This is a genomic window from Natrinema sp. H-ect1, from assembly GCF_041821105.1.
GTDB classification, from domain to species: domain Archaea; phylum Halobacteriota; class Halobacteria; order Halobacteriales; family Natrialbaceae; genus Natrinema; species Natrinema thermotolerans.
In genome coordinates this window covers 630,642-646,910 of the sequence record NZ_JBGUBA010000001.1, presented here as the reverse complement: position 1 = coordinate 646,910, position 16,269 = coordinate 630,642, and the positions used below count along the sequence as shown (strand labels likewise).

The window sequence follows — 16,269 nt, the reverse complement described above, 5'->3', positions numbered from 1 at the left end:
TTCGGGCCGTTGCAAGCCGCTTATGCGTAGTATAAGTATAGGCAGGCGGCCCCGACGACCGAATACGATATCTGGATCGCAATGGGAGTTATCGCAGAAGTCCATCTCGTCCACGACGATCTGCCGCTGGTACCGACGATCGAGCGCTGTTCCGGCGTGCCGATCCGATACGAGTACGAGACGACGGTCGACGAGCGACGACTGCAGTTCGTCTCCGCGTTCAGCGACGAACATGCCCCCCTCGAGGAAGCGATGGCGGCCGATCCGACCGTCTCGAATCCGACGCGTGTCGCCGCGTTCGACAATCGGGCGATCTATCGCGTCGCCGTCGATACCGACCTCGAGATCGTGCCCGATCGCTGTGCTGCGGCCGGGCTGTTCGTCTTCACGATCGCGAGCGACGAGGGCGGCTGGGTCACGCGGGTTTCCCTTCCCGACCGGGACGCGCTGTCCGCGTTCCGCGCCCACTGTCGCGACCGTGGGATCTCGTTTCGCGTGAACCAACTGTACGATTCGTCGGTCTCGGACGACCGGACCTACTTCCTGACCGACCGACAGTACGAGATCCTCATGATGGCCTACTACGACGACTATTTCGAGGTGCCACGCGGGGTCACACAGGACGACCTCGCCGAACGGCTCGGGGTTTCGGATTCGGCGGTCTCCCAGCGGCTTCGGCGCGCGATTTCGACGCTGATCGGCGCCACGATCGAAAACGGCCGCCCGCCCGAAGCGTTCGAGAACGATTGCGGTTGAACAATTAGTTAGAAAATGACACTAGTTTACATCGGAGACGATATTGGGTCCACTATGGCCGACCGGAATACGCCTCAAAGAGGCCCAATAGCGGCCCTTATCGACAGTCGGATTTCCGAAGCCCCGAATCGAAGATACAAATATTCGGGTAGCCAGATACTGTCGCTTAACTATCAACTCTCGCGATCAGTTCGGGGTGATCGGCTCTCGAACTTAAAAGCTTGCCATCCGAATCCATAGATACTGGACCCCATCATCACTCAGGAAAGAGTGACTCTCAATGTCGGATGGAAATGATCTGCAGCGCTCGAATCGTACCAGTTCTCGTCGTTCTCGGTCGGCCGCCAGGGAGGACGGTCGGCGATCCCTCGAGGAGGTAAGTTCACGGACACGCTCGCGTCGCCGGTTCCTGGGAGGGGCGGTCGCGGCGTGTGTCGCCGGAGTCGGACTCACGTCGACTGTCAGTGCATCGACGGATCCGTACGGCCAGTATTACGACGACTACGCGACCGTCGTCGACGTGACCGAGGCCGGGGCGGACGCGACGGGCACCGAGTCGATTACGCCCGTTCTCGAGGAGCTTCGGGGTGACGACACGCTACTCGTGTTCCCGGAGGGGGAGTACTTCATGGACGAACAGTTCAGGTTCACGGGGTTCGAGAACTTCGGCGTCGTCGGCGAGAACGCGACGCTGATTCCGGCGAACTACCACGACTTCGACGGGCCACAGTATCGGTTGTTCCGCCTCGGCGTCTCGTACAGTCCCGGAGGTCACCTCCGCTTCGAGGGGTTCGACGTCGATCAGTCGGCTCCCGAGACGGGAATCCGAACGATCGAGGCCTACGCGTCCGACCGCCTCGAGGTGCGTGACGTGACGGTTCGGGGCTTCCACGACAGCGGGACGTGGGGGCCGGGGCTGTTCAACGTCACCGACCCCGACGGTCGGGGGATCGTCGAGCGGTTCCGAGCGCCGGACGGCGGCGCGTGGGTGGAAAACACCCCGAACGCGGGCAACCGCTGGCGCGGCCCGATCGGGATCGAAGCGAACCAGAACGCGGGCACGCTCGAGTTCAGACACTGCTGGCTCGGCGGGTTTCCGAACAACGGGCTCTACGCCGCGGGCGGTGACGGGACGATCATCGTCAACGGCGGCTGGTTCCGGAACAGCAACGGTGCGAACGTCCGCGTCGGCGGCCGAGACAGCGAGATCCGATGGCCGACCGTCGAAGTCGATTCGACGCGTCCGGAAGACGTGTCCCAGCGGGGCATCCGGATCGAAAGCGGACGGAACATCGAGATCCACGGTGCCGCCGTGGAAATCACCTCGCCCAAACCGACCAGTCACGCGATCTCGGTGATGAACACCTGCGAGAGCGCACGGATCGACAACACCCGCCTGCACCTCGAAGGGTCGGACGTGAACCACGGCATCGTCGTCTCCCCCGAATGCGGGGAGGCGACGATCGTCGAGACGGAGATCACCCACGAAACCGCGGGCGGCTATCCGCTCTGGATTCGGGACAGCGATAGGACCGAGCAGGTACTCGCCGAATACCTCACGATCACGGGGCAGGCGGGCGACGCCAGCGGCTTCCGAGACGGGATCCGCTGTGAACGCGACAACTGTCGGTTCAGCCACGTCGATGTCGCCCAGCATGGGCGCGATGGGGTGGACCGAAACGCCATCGTCAACACGGGGGCGGACCTGACGGTCTATCAGAGCGATCTCCGCGCCAGTCAGTATCCGTTCGTCGATCTCGGTTCCGACGCACTCGTTCGCGACTCGACGCTCGAGTCATCGGGTGGCCACGAAGCCGTCTGTCTCTACTCCTCGTCGACGAACCCCACGTTCAAGAAGAACCGGCTGGTCGACGGGATTCGCGACCTCGGTGCAAGCGGCGTCACGACCTGGGAGAACACGTACCAGTAACGAGCGCCCGGGTTCGGGGCCGCGGCGAGGTGGCAGCTACCGGTCGGCGATTCCGGTTCCATGCCGCCGCTTGGCCACGTTTAACGCCCGTATAATAACGCCACGCTGTCGCCACCGTCTCGCTACAGTGACTCCGTCGGACCGAGGCCGATCGTTGGCGAGAGGGGCGGTCGACCGTCCCGGGGGGAGACCGTGAACAGGAGTATCGCGAGCGGCGTCGTTTCGGTCGTCAGTGCCAAAGTAGTCGTTCTCGTCGTCACTGCGCTCTCGACGCCGCTTTTGTACCGGCTACTCGGTGCAGCGGCCTTCGGCGAGTACGCGTTTTTGCTGTCGGTCTTCGCGATCTACATGATCTTCGTCAGCTCCGGCGTCACCGACGGCGTCCGGAAATTCCTCGCGGAGGACCGCGCCGCGGCCAACTGGAGCGAACACGTCGTCGGCTTCTACCTGCGGCTGGCGATCTCGCTCTCGGTCCTCGGGGCCCTCCTGCTAGTGGTTGCGACGCGGGTCGGACTCGTCAGTCGGGCGTTCGGACCCGAACTGACGAGCTATTTCTACGTCCTCGCTGCACTCGTCGTGACGGCGCAGTTCCGCGATTACGCCCGGAAGACGCTCATGGGCTTCGGCCTCGAGCGGTACTCGGAACCGCTGAAGATCATCGACAAGGTCGGATTCGTCGTCGTTGCAGTGCCGCTGGTTTACCTCGGTGCCGGGGTGTTCGGCGCGCTTGCAGGACAGTTGGTCGCGAGTACGCTCGTTGCCGCCATCGGGTTAGCCCTCGTCCATCAGCGGGTCTCGTTGTCGTGTCTCTTCAGTCGCCCGACGGAGCGGTTTCCCCGGAGACAGATGCTCACGTTCAACTCGATGAGCATCGCCCTGGTCTTCCTGTTGATGTCGCTCTATCACATCGACATCGTGATGCTCCAGCGGTTCACGGAGAGTTCCGCGGTCGGAAACTACAAGGCGGCGCTCACGCTCGCCGAGTTCCTCTGGTTTATCCCGATGGCCCTTCAGACGGTGTTCGTCCACTCGACATCGGAACTATGGTCCCAAAACCGGCTCCGGGAGATTTCGGATCTCGCGTCCCGGACGACGCGGTACACGTTCTTGCTGACGGCCGTCATGGCGGTCGGTCTCGCAGCGTTAGCTGATATCGCCGTGCCGATCTACTTCGGCGCGGATGCCACGCCGGCGATCACGCCCCTGTTGCTGTTACTTCCCGGATCGCTCGGCTTTGCCCTTGCACGCCCGATCCTGGCGATCTCACAGGGGAAGGGTATGCTCCGATATCCGGTCGCGGCCACCGGCGTTGCGGCCGTGATCAACGTCGTCCTCAACGTCGCTCTGATCCCCCGCTTCGGAATGCACGGTGCCGCTGTCGCGACCAGCGTCGGATACGGATCGATGTTTCTGTTCCACTGTTGGAGCGCTCGACTGGTCGGCTTCGATCCCCTCTCGGACGCCCGGCTCGGGCGTTCGATACTGGCGACCGTCCTCGCAGCCGTCCCGATCGTCACCCTCTCGACGGTCATCGGGAACCCGTGGCTCGCACTCGCGGTCGTTCCGCCCGCCGGCTTCGTGATCTTCGTCGTGTTCGCACTGCTCGTCGGCGCACTCGATCCGGCCGAGCCCTTCGAGGTGCTGTCGACGTTCCCCGACCCGCTCGGCGCGAAGGCGGACGCAATACGCGGTTGGCTCGCGGCCGGCGGGACGAAACAACGGGAGCAAAACAGGTTACACAGTCTGCTGTTCGTCGTCGGATTATCCCTGCTCGTCTCGGGGCTCACACTGGGGCTACTCGGCTCCGGGATCGGGAGCGTCGCGCCCTGACCAAGTCGGTACGTACCACGGACTCTCGAGCCCGGTTACCCTTTCCAATCGATCACTGTCGTGATACCGGGGCCGTCGAGACTTCGGACAGCTGCGTACGTACCCGATCCTGCGCGTGTCCGGTGTTACTGGATCTGGGTCTCGAGGCTGTCGCTTTCGGCCATGTCGAACACCATCGCCAGCAGGAGAAACGCCGTTCCGGCGACGAACAACAGCAGGCTCGTCACGCTCCCGACGGCCGGTGTGCCGGGACTCGAGAGCGCGGCAGAAACGACCATGCCGACGCCGAGGACGCCGATCGTCGCCGTCGCCGCTCCGAAGAGGTAAAACAGTGCGAGCGGGTGGAAGTCCAATACGAGGTACTTCGTTTTCAGCCGCCACAGGAAGTTGCGAAGCAACATCGACGAGACCTTGGGAATGTACCGCCGATACGTAATACTCGACTCCTCGTCGCCGTAGACGGCCGGCATCGCCACGTCGGCGACGCGCATCCCGTGGACGTTTAGCTTCACCAGCAGATCGTTGCAGTAGCCGTAGTACTCGTAGAGGTTCTCGACCTCGATCGCCGCGAGGGCGTCGTGGGAGATCGCCGTATATCCGTTCTGGGGGTCCATCGTTTTCCAGTAGCCGGAGGCGATCTTCGTCAGGAAGGTCAGAACCGCGTTGCCCACGAACCGAAATCGTGGCATCGCGTCCCGGTACTCCCGGGACAGGAGCCGGTTGCCCTTCGCGTAGTCGGCCCCACCGTCGACGATCGGATCGAGGAGCCGCTGCATCTGTGAGAGGTCCATCTGCCCGTCCGCGTCGACGGTGACCGTCGCGTCCACGCCGTCCGCGAGCGCGGCGAGATAGCCGGTCTTGATCGCCCCGCCGGCACCGCGGTTTTCCGTGTGCTTGATCGGGACGACGCGGCCGATGGCGTCGTGGACCGCCGCCCGGTTCGTGAGCGCGGACGCACCGCCGTCGGCCACGAGCCGATCGACGGTCTCGCCGTCGCCGCGCTCGGCCGCGGTCGCGTCCGCCCGGGCAGCCTCGCGGATCTCGTCCCAGGTGCCGTCCGTCGACCGATCGTCGATCGCGTAGATCCGATCGACGTACGCGGGCATCTCGCGGATCACGTCACCGACGAACCCCTCCTCGTTGTAGGCGGGCAACACGACGCCGACGCTCGCGTCCCGGTACATCAGCGATCGCCTCCGCTCGTCCTCTCCAGCAGGTCGGTCGCGGTGACGACGTCGACGTCTTGCGTGTCGACGTACTCGAGCAGGTCCGCGAACGCGCGCTCGCTCATCCCGTTCTCGCCGATGTGTTCGAAGTGCAAGACCGCGAGCTGTCCGTACTCGGCGGCGAAGTCGACGTAGGATTTCGTCACGTCGCCGGCATCGCCGGCGAAGAAACCCGCGTTGTGTGGGTCGGTAAGCGGCAACCCGTTCGGACCGCCACCGAACCGGAACGCCTGCTCGTGGTACTCCCGGACGAGATCGCGGGCAGTCGAGCCCAGGACGTTTCGCGGCGTGACGAAGTGCTTCGCACCGTCCGCGAAGCCGCGGCTCTCGAGGGCCGCTTTCGTCCCCCGAATCAGCTCGTCCTGTGTTTCCGGCGGGAACTCGTCGAGGGACCGCGCGCCGGTTCGCGGCCGGGCAGCCATATCCCAGCCCGCGGCATCGAGTTCGGAGAGTGCAGCGTTCGTGAGCCGTCCCGTTTCGCCGACGGCCTCCGGGATGACCGCTTCGACGCCCGCGAAGCCGTACGCCTGCAGCTGCTCGAACGCGGCCGTGTAGTGGCTTTCGAGCGTGCCGTCGAACAGGAGCATGACCGCGCCGGTTTCGGGACGGTCGACCGCACGGAGGTCGTCGACCCGACAGTCGATCGGGCCGGTTGAGTCGGCACGACGGCGGGCGATCAGCCGTACCTCCCGGACGTCGGTCAGGTCGGGCTGGCCCTCGACTCGATCGGTCCCGAAGTCGACCCGGACCCATCGATCGGTCGGTCCGACGAGCGTACGCTGCATGGCGTGGACGTTGCGCGAGTTCGGTGCGAACAACTCGAGCGTAAGGTGCAGCTGTTCGCGGCCGGTGAAGCTGACGGCAAGCGAGAGGCTCTTGTCGCTCAGATCCAGTCCGTCCGGAATCGTCCTGTAGACGGCTGCATACTCGGTATCCTCGGCGGCCGTGAGGTGGGCCGACTGCGAGCCGACGTACGGGTCGGCCGTCCCGGCCTCGAGTTGCCCGGCGTCGATCATCGGCGTCCATCGGCCGAGATTCTCGAAGCGGTCGATCGGGTCCCCCGGAAGGGACAGTCGGTCGCCGGCCTCGTCGCCGTCGTTCCCGTCGCTCGACTGGGATGTCGCCGGCTCGCCGTCCGCGCCACGCCACTCCCGCATCCGCGAGAGACAGCCGGCGAGGCCGAGCGTTCCGGCCGCTGCAACCGTCGTTACGAACGATCGGCGGTTTCTGTTCGTCATCGACCGCGTCGACGAACCGTTCGCCCTTGCTTATACGGCTATTAGTGCGGGCATCACGATCGAACGCCGTCGATCTCGAGCCGGCCGGTCGCCGAGGGGGCGAGTCGACGCGGCCGCAGCCGTCCGGTGGTGGCGTTTATCGACGCGATAATAATCCGAGACGCGCCGGAACTGCCGGGAAATGACTCGCGTCAGCGTCATCATCCCGACGTACAACAGAGCGGCGACGCTTCCGCGCGCGATCGACAGCGCGCTCGCACAGACGATCGACGACCTCGAGGTGGTCGTCGTCGACGACGGTTCGACCGACGACACCGAGTCGGTGCTGGCCGAGTACGAGGACCCGCGGGTGCGGCCCGTAATCCACGCGACCAACCGAGGCGCGAACGTCGCCCGGAACACGGGACTCGACCACGCTCGCGGCGAGTACGTCGCCTTCCTCGACTCGGACGACGAGTGGCAGCCCGCGAAACTCGAACGCCAGCTCGCGGCCCTCGAGGATCGCTCGAGCGACTGGGTCGGCGCCTACTGCGGGACGGCGTACGATCTGTCCGGCGCGAGCGGACGGCTCCGGTCGGTCGCCGCGTCCGTACTCGCTCGCTCGGACGACGAACCGACGAGAGAAGGTGGCGAAGAACTGATCGGCGAGATCCTCGCGGACAACGTCCAGCCGGGCGCGGGGTCGACGCTGCTCGTCCGCACCGAGGTCGCCAGAGAGGTCGGCGGCTTCGACGAGGACCTCGACCGGTTCCAGGACCCGGAGTTCTGTCTGCGCGTCCTCGAGTACGGGAACCTCGCGTACGTCGACGCGGCACTCGTTCGCCGCAACGAGACCGGCCATCCGCCCGCGGACGTGACGAGAACTGCGAGCCGACAGTACCTGTCGGCCTACGAATCCGAGGTCGAGCGTTTCGAGGCTGAGGGCTACGAGATCCGCTCGAGGCACGAACTCATCATCGCGAAGCGGTACTTCGCGGAGGGGCGGTTCCTGCGGGCCCTCTGGCACTTCCGCAAGGCTGGGGCGTCGCCGCGGACGTATCCCGGCGTCTGCTGGGTCGCCGGGGCCGGGCTTCGACGGCGATCGCGACCGATCGTCGCGGCGCTCGTCGCCCTGCTGGTCGTAATCACGCTCGGACGGCACACGCGTTCCGAGTGAGCGGCCCCCACCGATCGTCTCGAATCGGCACCGAGCAGCGCGAATCGACGCACGACGGGACGGTTGCAGAACTGAAACGGTACTGTTTCCATCGGTTATCGCACCTGTAGTAAACCCGTTCGGAACCGACGGGTCGACCGGATGAGACGTGATATCCACTCACGACGATCCGTATTGGCCGTCACAGCCAGTTGTGTACTCGCGAGTGCAAGCGCCGCCAGCGTCGTCGGCGATACCGCCCGATCGGACGCGGGGACCGTTTCTCGAGCGTCGTTCGTCGTTCGCGAGGGGACGCCCGAAGAGACGACGGTGTACGTGACGACCGCGGACGCCGAGGGACCGACGGCGGTCGTCGTCGGCGGGATCCACGGGAACGAAGTCGCGGGCTATACGGCCGCCGGCCGGATTGCCGACTGGCCGATCGACGCCGGCACGCTCGTCGTGATCCCGGCGGCCAACGCCGTCGCCATCGAACGCGGGACGAGAAACGATGACGACGGAAACAACCTCAATCGACAGTTCCCGGAGGGCGAACCCCCGGGAACGGAACTCGCAGGGGCCATCTGGGACGTCATCACCGAATACGACCCGGACGTCGTCGTCGATCTCCACGAGTCGACGGGCATCTACGCGGGCGATCCCATGGACGGCGTCGGCCAGGCGATCTTTCACGGCGAGAGCGATGCGGCCGCCGACACCGCTGCCGCCGTCGCCGACGCCGTGACCCGGAATTTCGTCGACGACCCCGAACTCGAGTTCCGGCTCGGGCCGTTCTCCAGCCCCGAGAGCGATCCGACCGGCTTGCTCGTCCACAAAGCCGCCCGCGATCTGGGGGCCGATGCGTTCCTCGCGGAGACGCTCTCGACGGGCGTCGAACTGGACACCCGCGTCCGGTGGCACACGGCGATCGTCGACCGACTCCTCGCGGGCGAGCTGTTGCTCGAGGACGCCGGCGACGGCAGTCCTCCCGAGAACCGGGACGACGCGGAGCCCTCGGAACCGGTCGACGACGGCACCGACGACGAGGGCCAGACCGGGGAGTCACCCACTGCACGGATCACGACCGCCCCGGCATTGGGTTCCGACACGACGCTCGAGCCCGGGCAGACGGTCACGCTCGACGCGTCACAGTCGTCCGACCCGGACGGTGAACTCGTCCGCTACGAGTGGCGTCTCGGTGATACCGGCTCGTTCGACGAGACCGGGGAGACGATCGACGTGACGATCAGCGCGACCGGCGACCACCCGGTGGCGTTGCGCGTCGTCGACGACGACGGAGCGACTGACGTCGATCGGCTCACGCTCTCGACGGACTGCTAACCGCTTCTCGTTGCAGTCCAGTACCTGCCTCGAAACAGAGACGCATCGTTACCCGCTGTCGGTCGATTCGGTACGCGACTCCCGCTCGACGAAACGCTCTCGTGGGCCCGAATCAGTGGTCGGCCACACGCAGCTTCCAGAGGTCGTCGAACGTGATGACCTCGATGTCAGCACTGTCGATGTACTCGAGCAACGACTCGTAGTCGTCCTCGGCCATCGTGTTGTTGGCCTCGAACGTGTGGAAGTTCAGAATCGTACACTGGTTGTGTTTGGCAGCCAGATCGATACACCGCTTCGAGATGTTGAGGTCGTGCCCGATCGTCCGCGGGAGGGCGAGCGGATCGAAGCCGTAGACGCTCGTCGTGTTGACGTTGCCGGCCTGGTTGAACCCGCCACAGTAGTGATAGTCGGTCGTCCGCTCGAGGCTCGTCTTGTCGAAACTGTTGTGCGGATGGACGATGTAGTTCGCCCCCTCGAAGCCGTTGTCGATGTACCACTGTTTGTCCCGCCTGAGCCGTTCGTCGATCGTCTCCCCGTCGTCGAGTTCGTGGATCGGGTCGTGGGTTCCGTGGACGACGATCTGATCGCCTGCCTCCTGTCGCTCCTGCAGTTCCGGGATCGACATGTGCCCGTCAACACCCTGTTCGGCCCACCGCGGCACCGGTGCCTGCACCGCTGGGAACCCGTACTCGTCGTGCAGCGGCGCGGCCGTCTCGTAGTAGTCGAGCGTTCCGTCGTCCCAACTCAACATGACGTAGCCCTGATCGGGCGTCTCGTGGGTGCGCAGGTCGTCGATCCAGACTTCTGCCTCCGGCATCGAGTGCAGCACCTGCACCTCGAGCCGATCGAGGTAATCCAGCGAGGGCTCGGGCTCGCTTTGCTGGAAGACGCCGGGGCTCGTTCTGAACCAGCCGACGTCGGGCGCGCGATACCTGATCTGACGGAGGGAGTAGACCTTCTCGCTCCCGAACTGGTCGACGAGACGCAGGTTGACGGCGATACTGTCGGGCGTCGTCGTTCGCACCGCGACGGACAGATCCGTCGCCGTCAGGTCCTCGCCGTCGAGGCTCCGTTCCGCGATGACGTTCTCGCTCCCGTTTGACTCGAGCCTGAAGCTCTGTTCGCCGTCGAAAACGACGTCGGTGTCGGCCGTTCCCGAGCCCTGAACGACTGTCCAGGCGTCGAGATCGCCGAAGTCGTCCAGCGATTCGCCCGGCTGCCGGAACCGGTCCCGGCTATCGAACGCCGTCTCGAGCGCTGGGACGCCGTCCGCAAGCCCCGGCGTGGCCGAGTCGTCCGGCGCATCAGTCCCGTTCGACGAACCGGTGTCGACCCGATCGACCGCCGACTCGATACGATCCGCACAGCCGGCCATTCCGACGGCACCGACTGCACCGGACAGTGCGAGGAACCGACGTCGCGTGGCGCGTTTCCGTGTCATTGGCGAGCCGATGCTACCGACAGCGATCCCATTATTATAGATCCGATAGGCCGGATCGACCGTCGTCGGGATCGACCCGGACCCGTCGAACCGGTGCTTAACTGTCGCATAGTAATTGCACGCTCGGTCGGAGGAAAGCTACGGAGGCGGACGTGCGGACGGCCGTTCGGCCCCGTCCCCGCATCCGGACGCCGTCCGCGAGGTGGTCTTCGACGATGAACAGGGAACTCTTCGGTGTATTCGGCGGTATCGACACGTTCGAGCAGTTTCGATCCAGCGACGACTTCGACGAGGTACTCGCCGGGCCGACGCTCACGGTCGGAATCAGGGATTCCGACCTCGGCGTTCCGGGCTGGAGCGCCACGTACACCGGCGATGAGGGCCGTTGTCTCGTCTGGGGCGAATCGTACGTCCCCACGGACGACCCGAACGCGGCTCGCTGGCTCCTCGAGCGCTACCGGGCGGACGGTATCGATGCGCTCCGTGATCTCAACGGCTCGTATCTGGCCGTGATCGACGCCGAGCCGACCGACGAGGCGGTTATCGCCACGGACCCGGTCCGTTCCCGCGAGTGCTTCTACACCGACGAACCGGGACCTCGAATCTTCGGAACCGACGCCGCTTCGGTCGGTCGAACCGTCACGGAGCCGACGCTCGACCGAGACGGGGTCCTCGAGTTCCTGCATCTGGGGGTGGCCCTGGGCGAGAAGACGCCGCTCTCGGAACTCCGTCGGGTTCCGCTCGACAGCCGGCTCACGTCGACGGCGATCGACCCGCTCGACCGGTTCGTCTACGATCCCCAGCCGGCAGCGGACTTCGACGCGGTCGGGGAACTCGCCGATCGCCTCGAGCGGGCGATCCGTCGGCGATCGGTCCTCCCCGGCCGAAAGGGCGTCCTCCTCTCGGCGGGCTATGACTCGCGGATCATCCTCTCGCAACTCCCCGAGATAGCCCACAGCTACACGGTCGGATCGCTAGACGCACAGGAGGTCCGCGGCGCGAGAGCGGTCGCCGCACAATACGGCGCGAGCCACACCGCCTTCCCGCCGGACGAGCGGTACCTCCGACCCGACGAGTCGAAGCGCCGGTACTCACAGGGGATCAAGGAGTCGTTGCACATCCATCACGCGGGCTACACCGACGAGATCGATGTCGATACGATGTATCACGGCCTCCTCTGTGATACGTTCTTCCGGGGCCACTTTACCGCCGAGAACACCGTCGACGTCCTCGGCAAGCGGGTTCCGACCGGTCGCCTCGAGTCCGACCCGGACCCCGTCGATGCCTTGCTCGAGAAGTTCGGGTACAGCCGCGAAACCAGCCTCGATCTCGCCGAGCGGACCTCGTTCGCCGTCGATCCGGACGCGTTCGTCCGAGGGGCGATCCGCGACGAGTTCGACTCGAGACGGTCGCGTGCGGACCGGATACAGAACGCACTGACCTGCTGTGGAATCGCCAATCAGCCATCGATGCCGTTTCACAATCACCTCTCAGATAACTTCCTGACGTCGTTTCTGGCGGCCGATCGGGACCTGATCGACTGGCATCTCCGGACGCCGCCGGAACGCCGAACGACGGAGACGTTCCTCCGGGCGTGCGAACGGATCGACGACGACATCTTGCGACACAGACCGCCGGACCGTCCACACGATACGACGCTTTTCAACGAGATCGAAGGCTTCGTCCGCCGGAAGACCCCGTTTCTTTCGTCGTTCGAACCTCCCTGGCCGGACCGGGAGGCACTCTTCGAACGACACGACTTTGATCAGCGGCATCTGGGCGACCTACCGCACGTCCACAGCCTCCCGACCCGTCACAAGCTCAGGGTCATCGACCTCCGCGGGTGGCTCGAGTTCCGGCCAGAGGGAGCAATGCGACTGCGCTCCTGGCTTCGACCCTCGGATCCAGCGGTCGCATAACCAGAGAGCCACAGCGGAGACAGGTCTATTATCCGATATGTGCGGCCGCGGCGAACTCCCGTGAACAGCGCCTAACAGCCACCTATTCAGTTTATGGGAAATAAACCGTGAGAAACCTTATATACCACGGGGAGTTAGCCTGGAATATGCGTCTGACGCCATCTTGGTTGCGCTCTTCGTCGGCGGATTCCGCTGAAGAGCGGTCCGAGGAGTCCGATCCTGATGCCGGGTCGACGACGGTCTACGCCCCGGGCTGCGATTTCTTGGCGGGAGACGACACCGATACTCGGGTGGGGGAGTTCCTTCCGGAGTCCAACGCCGCTCTCGTGACCGTCCTCGACGAGATGGCCATGCCCGCCACCGTCGACGAAATTACCGACGCGTTGGTCGAACCAGCCGACCCGCCGATCGAAACGTGGGCGGCCGTCCACGAGCGCCTCCACGAGGAGCGGCTGCCGGCACTGGACGCATCGGGAGCCATCGAGTTCGACGAAACACAGGGACTGGTCGAGCGCTCGGCGACGCCCGTCGACGGGACTCGCTCGGTTTCGCCGGCCGTACTCGTCGCGATCTCCATCGGTGTACTGCTCGTCGTACTCGCGTTCGGTGTGGTTGTGACGAGCGCACAGATCGAACCGCAGACCTTGCGCCGGTTGTTCTCCCTCGGCAGTGTGACGGCAGCCGCCGTCAGTTGACGAGCCGGCGGATCGTAAGCACGGTGAACAGCGACAGGATGAGTGCGCTCAAGCCGATTCCTGAGAGAAGCGAAGTGAACGGCATCTCCATCACTGCACCGAGGAGGATCGCGTAGGAGACGACCGTCGCGAAGATATAGGAATCCTGCCAGTCGGGACTCTCAGCGGCTGTCTCGTCGGGCGAGTCCTCGGACGGATCCAGCTCGAGGAACGTGTCGACGCGATCGGCGAGGGGCTTTCGTTCGACGATCCCGCGGTTCTTCTGATACTCGATCAGGCCCGCGTTGTCGAGTTTCGAGAGATGGGACTGGTACAGCGGAATGTAGACGCGCTGGCGTTGGGTAGACGTGAGTCCTTCGACGGTAGTATCGTGTTCCCACGCGGCGACCTGTTCTGCGACGTCGCGCATGCGTACGGGCCCGTTGGTGCCCCGGAGATACCGGAGAACCATGCGCCGACGTTCGTTCTGGAGGAGATGGAAGATCTCGTCTTTCGAAAACGGTGGCTCCTCGGAGGGGTTATCAGCTTCGTCAGCCGCGTCCTGAGCGTCGTCGGTCGTCCCCTGCCAACTTTTCTCTTCGGAGCTGATATGTTTCGCTTTCATTTCGCCAGTCTTCCGTAGTCAGAGGGAGGTAATAAAGCATAGAAACCGTGTATCCGAGAATTACTGATTTTATGTATTTTCACGGGACGCTACCTGTATTTTCTGTGTTTTTAAAACCGCGATATTGGAATTTATAGGGGTTGAAAACCACTATATGAACTATCCAATAGGGTATTTATTTCACGTCTAATGTGGATACATCGTTCGGAATCTTATAGCGAGTTTTGGACCGTTCATGACCGCGTGACGTTCACGAAATCCACTGTTGTGAGTGGGCGGCTATTCACTGTCGGCTTCGTTATGGTTCGGTGCCGATCCGACCCGATGGGTCGGGCTTATTCTGGCGATAATAAACCATCACCACCCGCTAGTGACGAGGAAATGAGCGACACCGACTGGTGGTTTTTCGATCTCGCGGTCGTCATCGCAGTCACTGGCGGGCTCACGTTCGGGATCATTTCGGGTCTCTCCGGTATCGAACGAATCGTCTTGACGATTCCCCTCGTCCTCTTTCTACCCGGGTATGCGCTCGTCTCCGCACTCTTTCCGGACGAACCGAACGACGAGTACCAATCCTTCGACGACGAGAAGACGGGACTCGGGAATCCGTTGCTGGTCAGTGGCGGGCTCGAGGCGATCGAGCGGACGATCCTATCAGTCGTCTTTAGCGTTGCCCTCGTTCCCGCGATTGCCCTTTTCGCGACCGTAACCCCTAGGGGTGTGGCGTTGAAACCGATCCTCCTCGGTCTCTCTATACTCACCGTCGTCCTCGCGCTCCTCGCGATCGTCTCTCGCTACCGTTGTCCGGCCGATAGACGGTTCGTGCCGTCGATTTCGTCGGTCTCCCCGTTCTTCGATCGCGGACGGCCGAGTCCGTACGAGCGGACCAGCCGTCGACCGTACAACCTGGCGATCGTGATCGGGCTCGTCCTGTTGCTCGCGAGCGGTGGGTTCGCCCTTGCGAATCCGCCACAACACGACGGGTTCACGGAGTTTTCGGTCGAAACCGAGAACGTCACGGGCGAGACCGACACGATGTACGAGTCGACCTATACTGCGGGCGAGCGACAGGAACTGCAGGCGACGATCACGAACCGGGAACACGAAGAACGGACCTACACGACGGTGGCGTTGCTCCAGCGGGTGAGTTACGAGGAGAACGCGACGACCGTCCGCGAATCGACCGAGGTAGACAGGCGGACTGCGACGGTCGCCGCCGGCGACTCCCACGGACAGACCCTCGAGATTACGCCGTCGATGCGGGGCGACGACCTACGGGTGACCCTGTTGCTCTACGTGGGCGAACCGCCGGCGGAGCCGACGACGGAGAACGCCTATCGTGCGATTCACCTGCCGATCGAGGTGACATAGATGTGGCCGTGGGAACACCTCGCGGTCGCGTACGTTCTCTACTCGCTGGCCGCGAGGGCGATCGCTCGAGAGCCGCCCTCGGCGTGCGGGGTACTCGCCGTCGCCGTCGGTTCACAGTTCCCGGACCTGCTCGACAAACCCCTCGCCTGGACGGTCGGACTGACAGACGCCGGCTACTCCGTCGGCCACTCGATCTTCGTCGCGCCGATCGTCTGTCTCGGTGCGTACGCGGTGGCCGCCCGGTGGGGCCGTCGAACGCTTGCAGGTGCGTTCTCGATCGCGTATCTCTCTCACCCGTTTGCGGACCTGCTCAGCCAACTGCTCAGAGATGGGGCGGTCGATCCCCGGACCGTCCTCTGGCCGATCGCGTCGCCGCCAGCGACCGCTCACGGGGGGTTTCTCGATCATCTCGGTCTGTACGTCGGCCGGTACGTGACCCTGCTTCTCGCCGGCGGCATGACGCTGCAGGTCCTGTTTCAGGTACTACTGGGGCTTGCGGTGTTCTCGCTGTGGGTCGCCGACGGCGCGCCGGTCGCGGCTGACATGTGGCGACTACTGCGCGCCCGTCGGGCTCGCTGAGCGGGTTGGCTGCCCGCAGAAGAGTGTCTTGACTCGAGTCGCTTTGTGTGCTACTGTGTCCGTTCTCGCAGTCGTTCGATGGAGCCCGACCGGAGCGAGAGCGATCGAGTCGACGTCGACAACGGTACCGATCGACTCATCGTCGCGGTGGGGTGACCGGCCGCTCGGCCTCGAACTGTCACTGTTCTTGAGCCGCCGGGCAAC

13 protein-coding genes are annotated in these 16,269 nt (G+C 64.3%); 9 read left to right on the top strand and 4 right to left on the bottom strand.

Annotated features, from left to right (window positions below):
- Window positions 1–81 precede the first annotated feature (81 nt).
- The 3 genes from ACERIM_RS03305 to ACERIM_RS03295 all read left to right on the top strand — a co-directional run bounded on the left by ACERIM_RS03305 (window position 82) and on the right by ACERIM_RS03295 (window position 4,516).
- The gene (locus ACERIM_RS03305) at window positions 82–756 is read left to right on the top strand and encodes a helix-turn-helix domain-containing protein (protein ID WP_006181242.1); all 675 of its coding nucleotides are present in this window, start codon (window positions 82–84) and stop codon (window positions 754–756) included.
- 280 nt (window positions 757–1,036) lie between these two features.
- Window positions 1,037–2,686 carry a right-handed parallel beta-helix repeat-containing protein gene (locus ACERIM_RS03300; RefSeq protein WP_373631217.1) on the top strand — a complete coding sequence of 550 codons (1,650 nt, stop codon included), beginning with the start codon at window positions 1,037–1,039 and terminating at the stop codon, window positions 2,684–2,686.
- A 192-nt stretch (window positions 2,687–2,878) separates the two neighbouring features.
- Entirely contained in the window at window positions 2,879–4,516 is a 1,638-nt protein-coding gene (locus tag ACERIM_RS03295; RefSeq protein ID WP_373631216.1) for a flippase, read from the top strand.
- Window positions 4,517–4,641: 125 nt separating this feature from the next.
- Here ACERIM_RS03295 and ACERIM_RS03290 read toward each other — a convergent pair whose 3' ends face one another.
- Entirely contained in the window at window positions 4,642–5,700 is a 1,059-nt protein-coding gene (locus ACERIM_RS03290) for a glycosyltransferase family 2 protein (protein WP_373631215.1), read from the bottom strand.
- The gene (locus ACERIM_RS03285; protein ID WP_373631213.1) at window positions 5,700–6,980 is read right to left on the bottom strand and encodes a hypothetical protein; all 1,281 of its coding nucleotides are present in this window, start codon (window positions 6,978–6,980) and stop codon (window positions 5,700–5,702) included. Before ACERIM_RS03285 ends, ACERIM_RS03290 begins: the two co-directional genes overlap by 1 nt.
- 181 nt (window positions 6,981–7,161) lie before the next feature.
- Between ACERIM_RS03285 and ACERIM_RS03280 the strand changes: the two genes are divergently transcribed.
- Both ACERIM_RS03280 and ACERIM_RS03275 read left to right on the top strand, forming a co-directional pair.
- Window positions 7,162–8,136 (top strand): glycosyltransferase family 2 protein, encoded by a 975-nt coding sequence (locus ACERIM_RS03280; RefSeq protein ID WP_373631212.1) that lies wholly within the window; start codon window positions 7,162–7,164, stop codon window positions 8,134–8,136.
- A 141-nt stretch (window positions 8,137–8,277) separates the two neighbouring features.
- Window positions 8,278–9,456 (top strand): PKD domain-containing protein, encoded by a 1,179-nt coding sequence (locus ACERIM_RS03275; RefSeq protein ID WP_373631210.1) that lies wholly within the window; start codon window positions 8,278–8,280, stop codon window positions 9,454–9,456.
- Between the two features lie 112 nt (window positions 9,457–9,568).
- Here ACERIM_RS03275 and ACERIM_RS03270 read toward each other — a convergent pair whose 3' ends face one another.
- Window positions 9,569–10,897, bottom strand: coding sequence for a polysaccharide deacetylase family protein (locus ACERIM_RS03270; RefSeq protein ID WP_373631208.1), 1,329 nt, complete (start codon window positions 10,895–10,897; stop codon window positions 9,569–9,571).
- A gap of 215 nt (window positions 10,898–11,112) precedes the next feature.
- Here ACERIM_RS03270 and ACERIM_RS03265 point away from each other — a divergent pair, with 215 nt between their 5' ends.
- Together ACERIM_RS03265 and ACERIM_RS03260 are read left to right on the top strand one after the other, a co-directional pair.
- Window positions 11,113–12,816: an asparagine synthase-related protein gene (locus tag ACERIM_RS03265; RefSeq protein ID WP_373631207.1), complete on the top strand. Its 1,704-nt coding sequence runs from the start codon at window positions 11,113–11,115 to the stop codon at window positions 12,814–12,816.
- 146 nt (window positions 12,817–12,962) lie between these two features.
- Window positions 12,963–13,511 carry a hypothetical protein gene (locus tag ACERIM_RS03260; RefSeq protein WP_233274312.1) on the top strand — a complete coding sequence of 183 codons (549 nt, stop codon included), beginning with the start codon at window positions 12,963–12,965 and terminating at the stop codon, window positions 13,509–13,511.
- Here ACERIM_RS03260 and ACERIM_RS03255 read toward each other — a convergent pair.
- Window positions 13,504–14,115, bottom strand: coding sequence for a hypothetical protein (locus ACERIM_RS03255; protein ID WP_373631205.1), 612 nt, complete (start codon window positions 14,113–14,115; stop codon window positions 13,504–13,506). The two genes, ACERIM_RS03260 and ACERIM_RS03255, sit on opposite strands and share 8 nt — an antisense overlap.
- Before the next feature lie 381 nt (window positions 14,116–14,496).
- Here ACERIM_RS03255 and ACERIM_RS03250 point away from each other — a divergent pair, with 381 nt between their 5' ends.
- Together ACERIM_RS03250 and ACERIM_RS03245 are read left to right on the top strand one after the other, a co-directional pair.
- A complete protein-coding gene (locus ACERIM_RS03250) occupies window positions 14,497–15,486 on the top strand; it encodes a DUF1616 domain-containing protein (RefSeq protein WP_373631204.1) in 990 nt (329 codons plus the stop codon).
- On the top strand, window positions 15,487–16,065 hold the full coding sequence (locus tag ACERIM_RS03245; RefSeq protein ID WP_373631203.1) for a metal-dependent hydrolase: 579 nt from the start codon (window positions 15,487–15,489) through the stop codon (window positions 16,063–16,065).
- The last annotated feature ends 204 nt before the right edge of the window (window positions 16,066–16,269 follow it).

Excerpts from the sequence above, each read along its gene's own strand:
- ACERIM_RS03305 (WP_006181242.1), top strand. The coding sequence starts at position 82 with ATGGGAGTTATCGCAGAAGTCCATCTCGTCCACGACGATCTGCCGCTG.
- ACERIM_RS03300 (WP_373631217.1), top strand. The coding sequence starts at position 1,037 with ATGTCGGATGGAAATGATCTGCAGCGCTCGAATCGTACCAGTTCTCGT.
- ACERIM_RS03290 (WP_373631215.1), bottom strand. The coding sequence starts at position 5,700 with ATGTACCGGGACGCGAGCGTCGGCGTCGTGTTGCCCGCCTACAACGAG.
- ACERIM_RS03285 (WP_373631213.1), bottom strand. The coding sequence starts at position 6,980 with ATGACGAACAGAAACCGCCGATCGTTCGTAACGACGGTTGCAGCGGCC.
- ACERIM_RS03280 (WP_373631212.1), top strand. The coding sequence starts at position 7,162 with ATGACTCGCGTCAGCGTCATCATCCCGACGTACAACAGAGCGGCGACG.
- ACERIM_RS03275 (WP_373631210.1), top strand. The coding sequence starts at position 8,278 with ATGAGACGTGATATCCACTCACGACGATCCGTATTGGCCGTCACAGCC.
- ACERIM_RS03270 (WP_373631208.1), bottom strand. The coding sequence starts at position 10,897 with ATGACACGGAAACGCGCCACGCGACGTCGGTTCCTCGCACTGTCCGGT.
- ACERIM_RS03265 (WP_373631207.1), top strand. The coding sequence starts at position 11,113 with ATGAACAGGGAACTCTTCGGTGTATTCGGCGGTATCGACACGTTCGAG.
- ACERIM_RS03260 (WP_233274312.1), top strand. The coding sequence starts at position 12,963 with ATGCGTCTGACGCCATCTTGGTTGCGCTCTTCGTCGGCGGATTCCGCT.
- ACERIM_RS03255 (WP_373631205.1), bottom strand. The coding sequence starts at position 14,115 with ATGAAAGCGAAACATATCAGCTCCGAAGAGAAAAGTTGGCAGGGGACG.
- ACERIM_RS03250 (WP_373631204.1), top strand. The coding sequence starts at position 14,497 with ATGAGCGACACCGACTGGTGGTTTTTCGATCTCGCGGTCGTCATCGCA.
- ACERIM_RS03245 (WP_373631203.1), top strand. The coding sequence starts at position 15,487 with ATGTGGCCGTGGGAACACCTCGCGGTCGCGTACGTTCTCTACTCGCTG.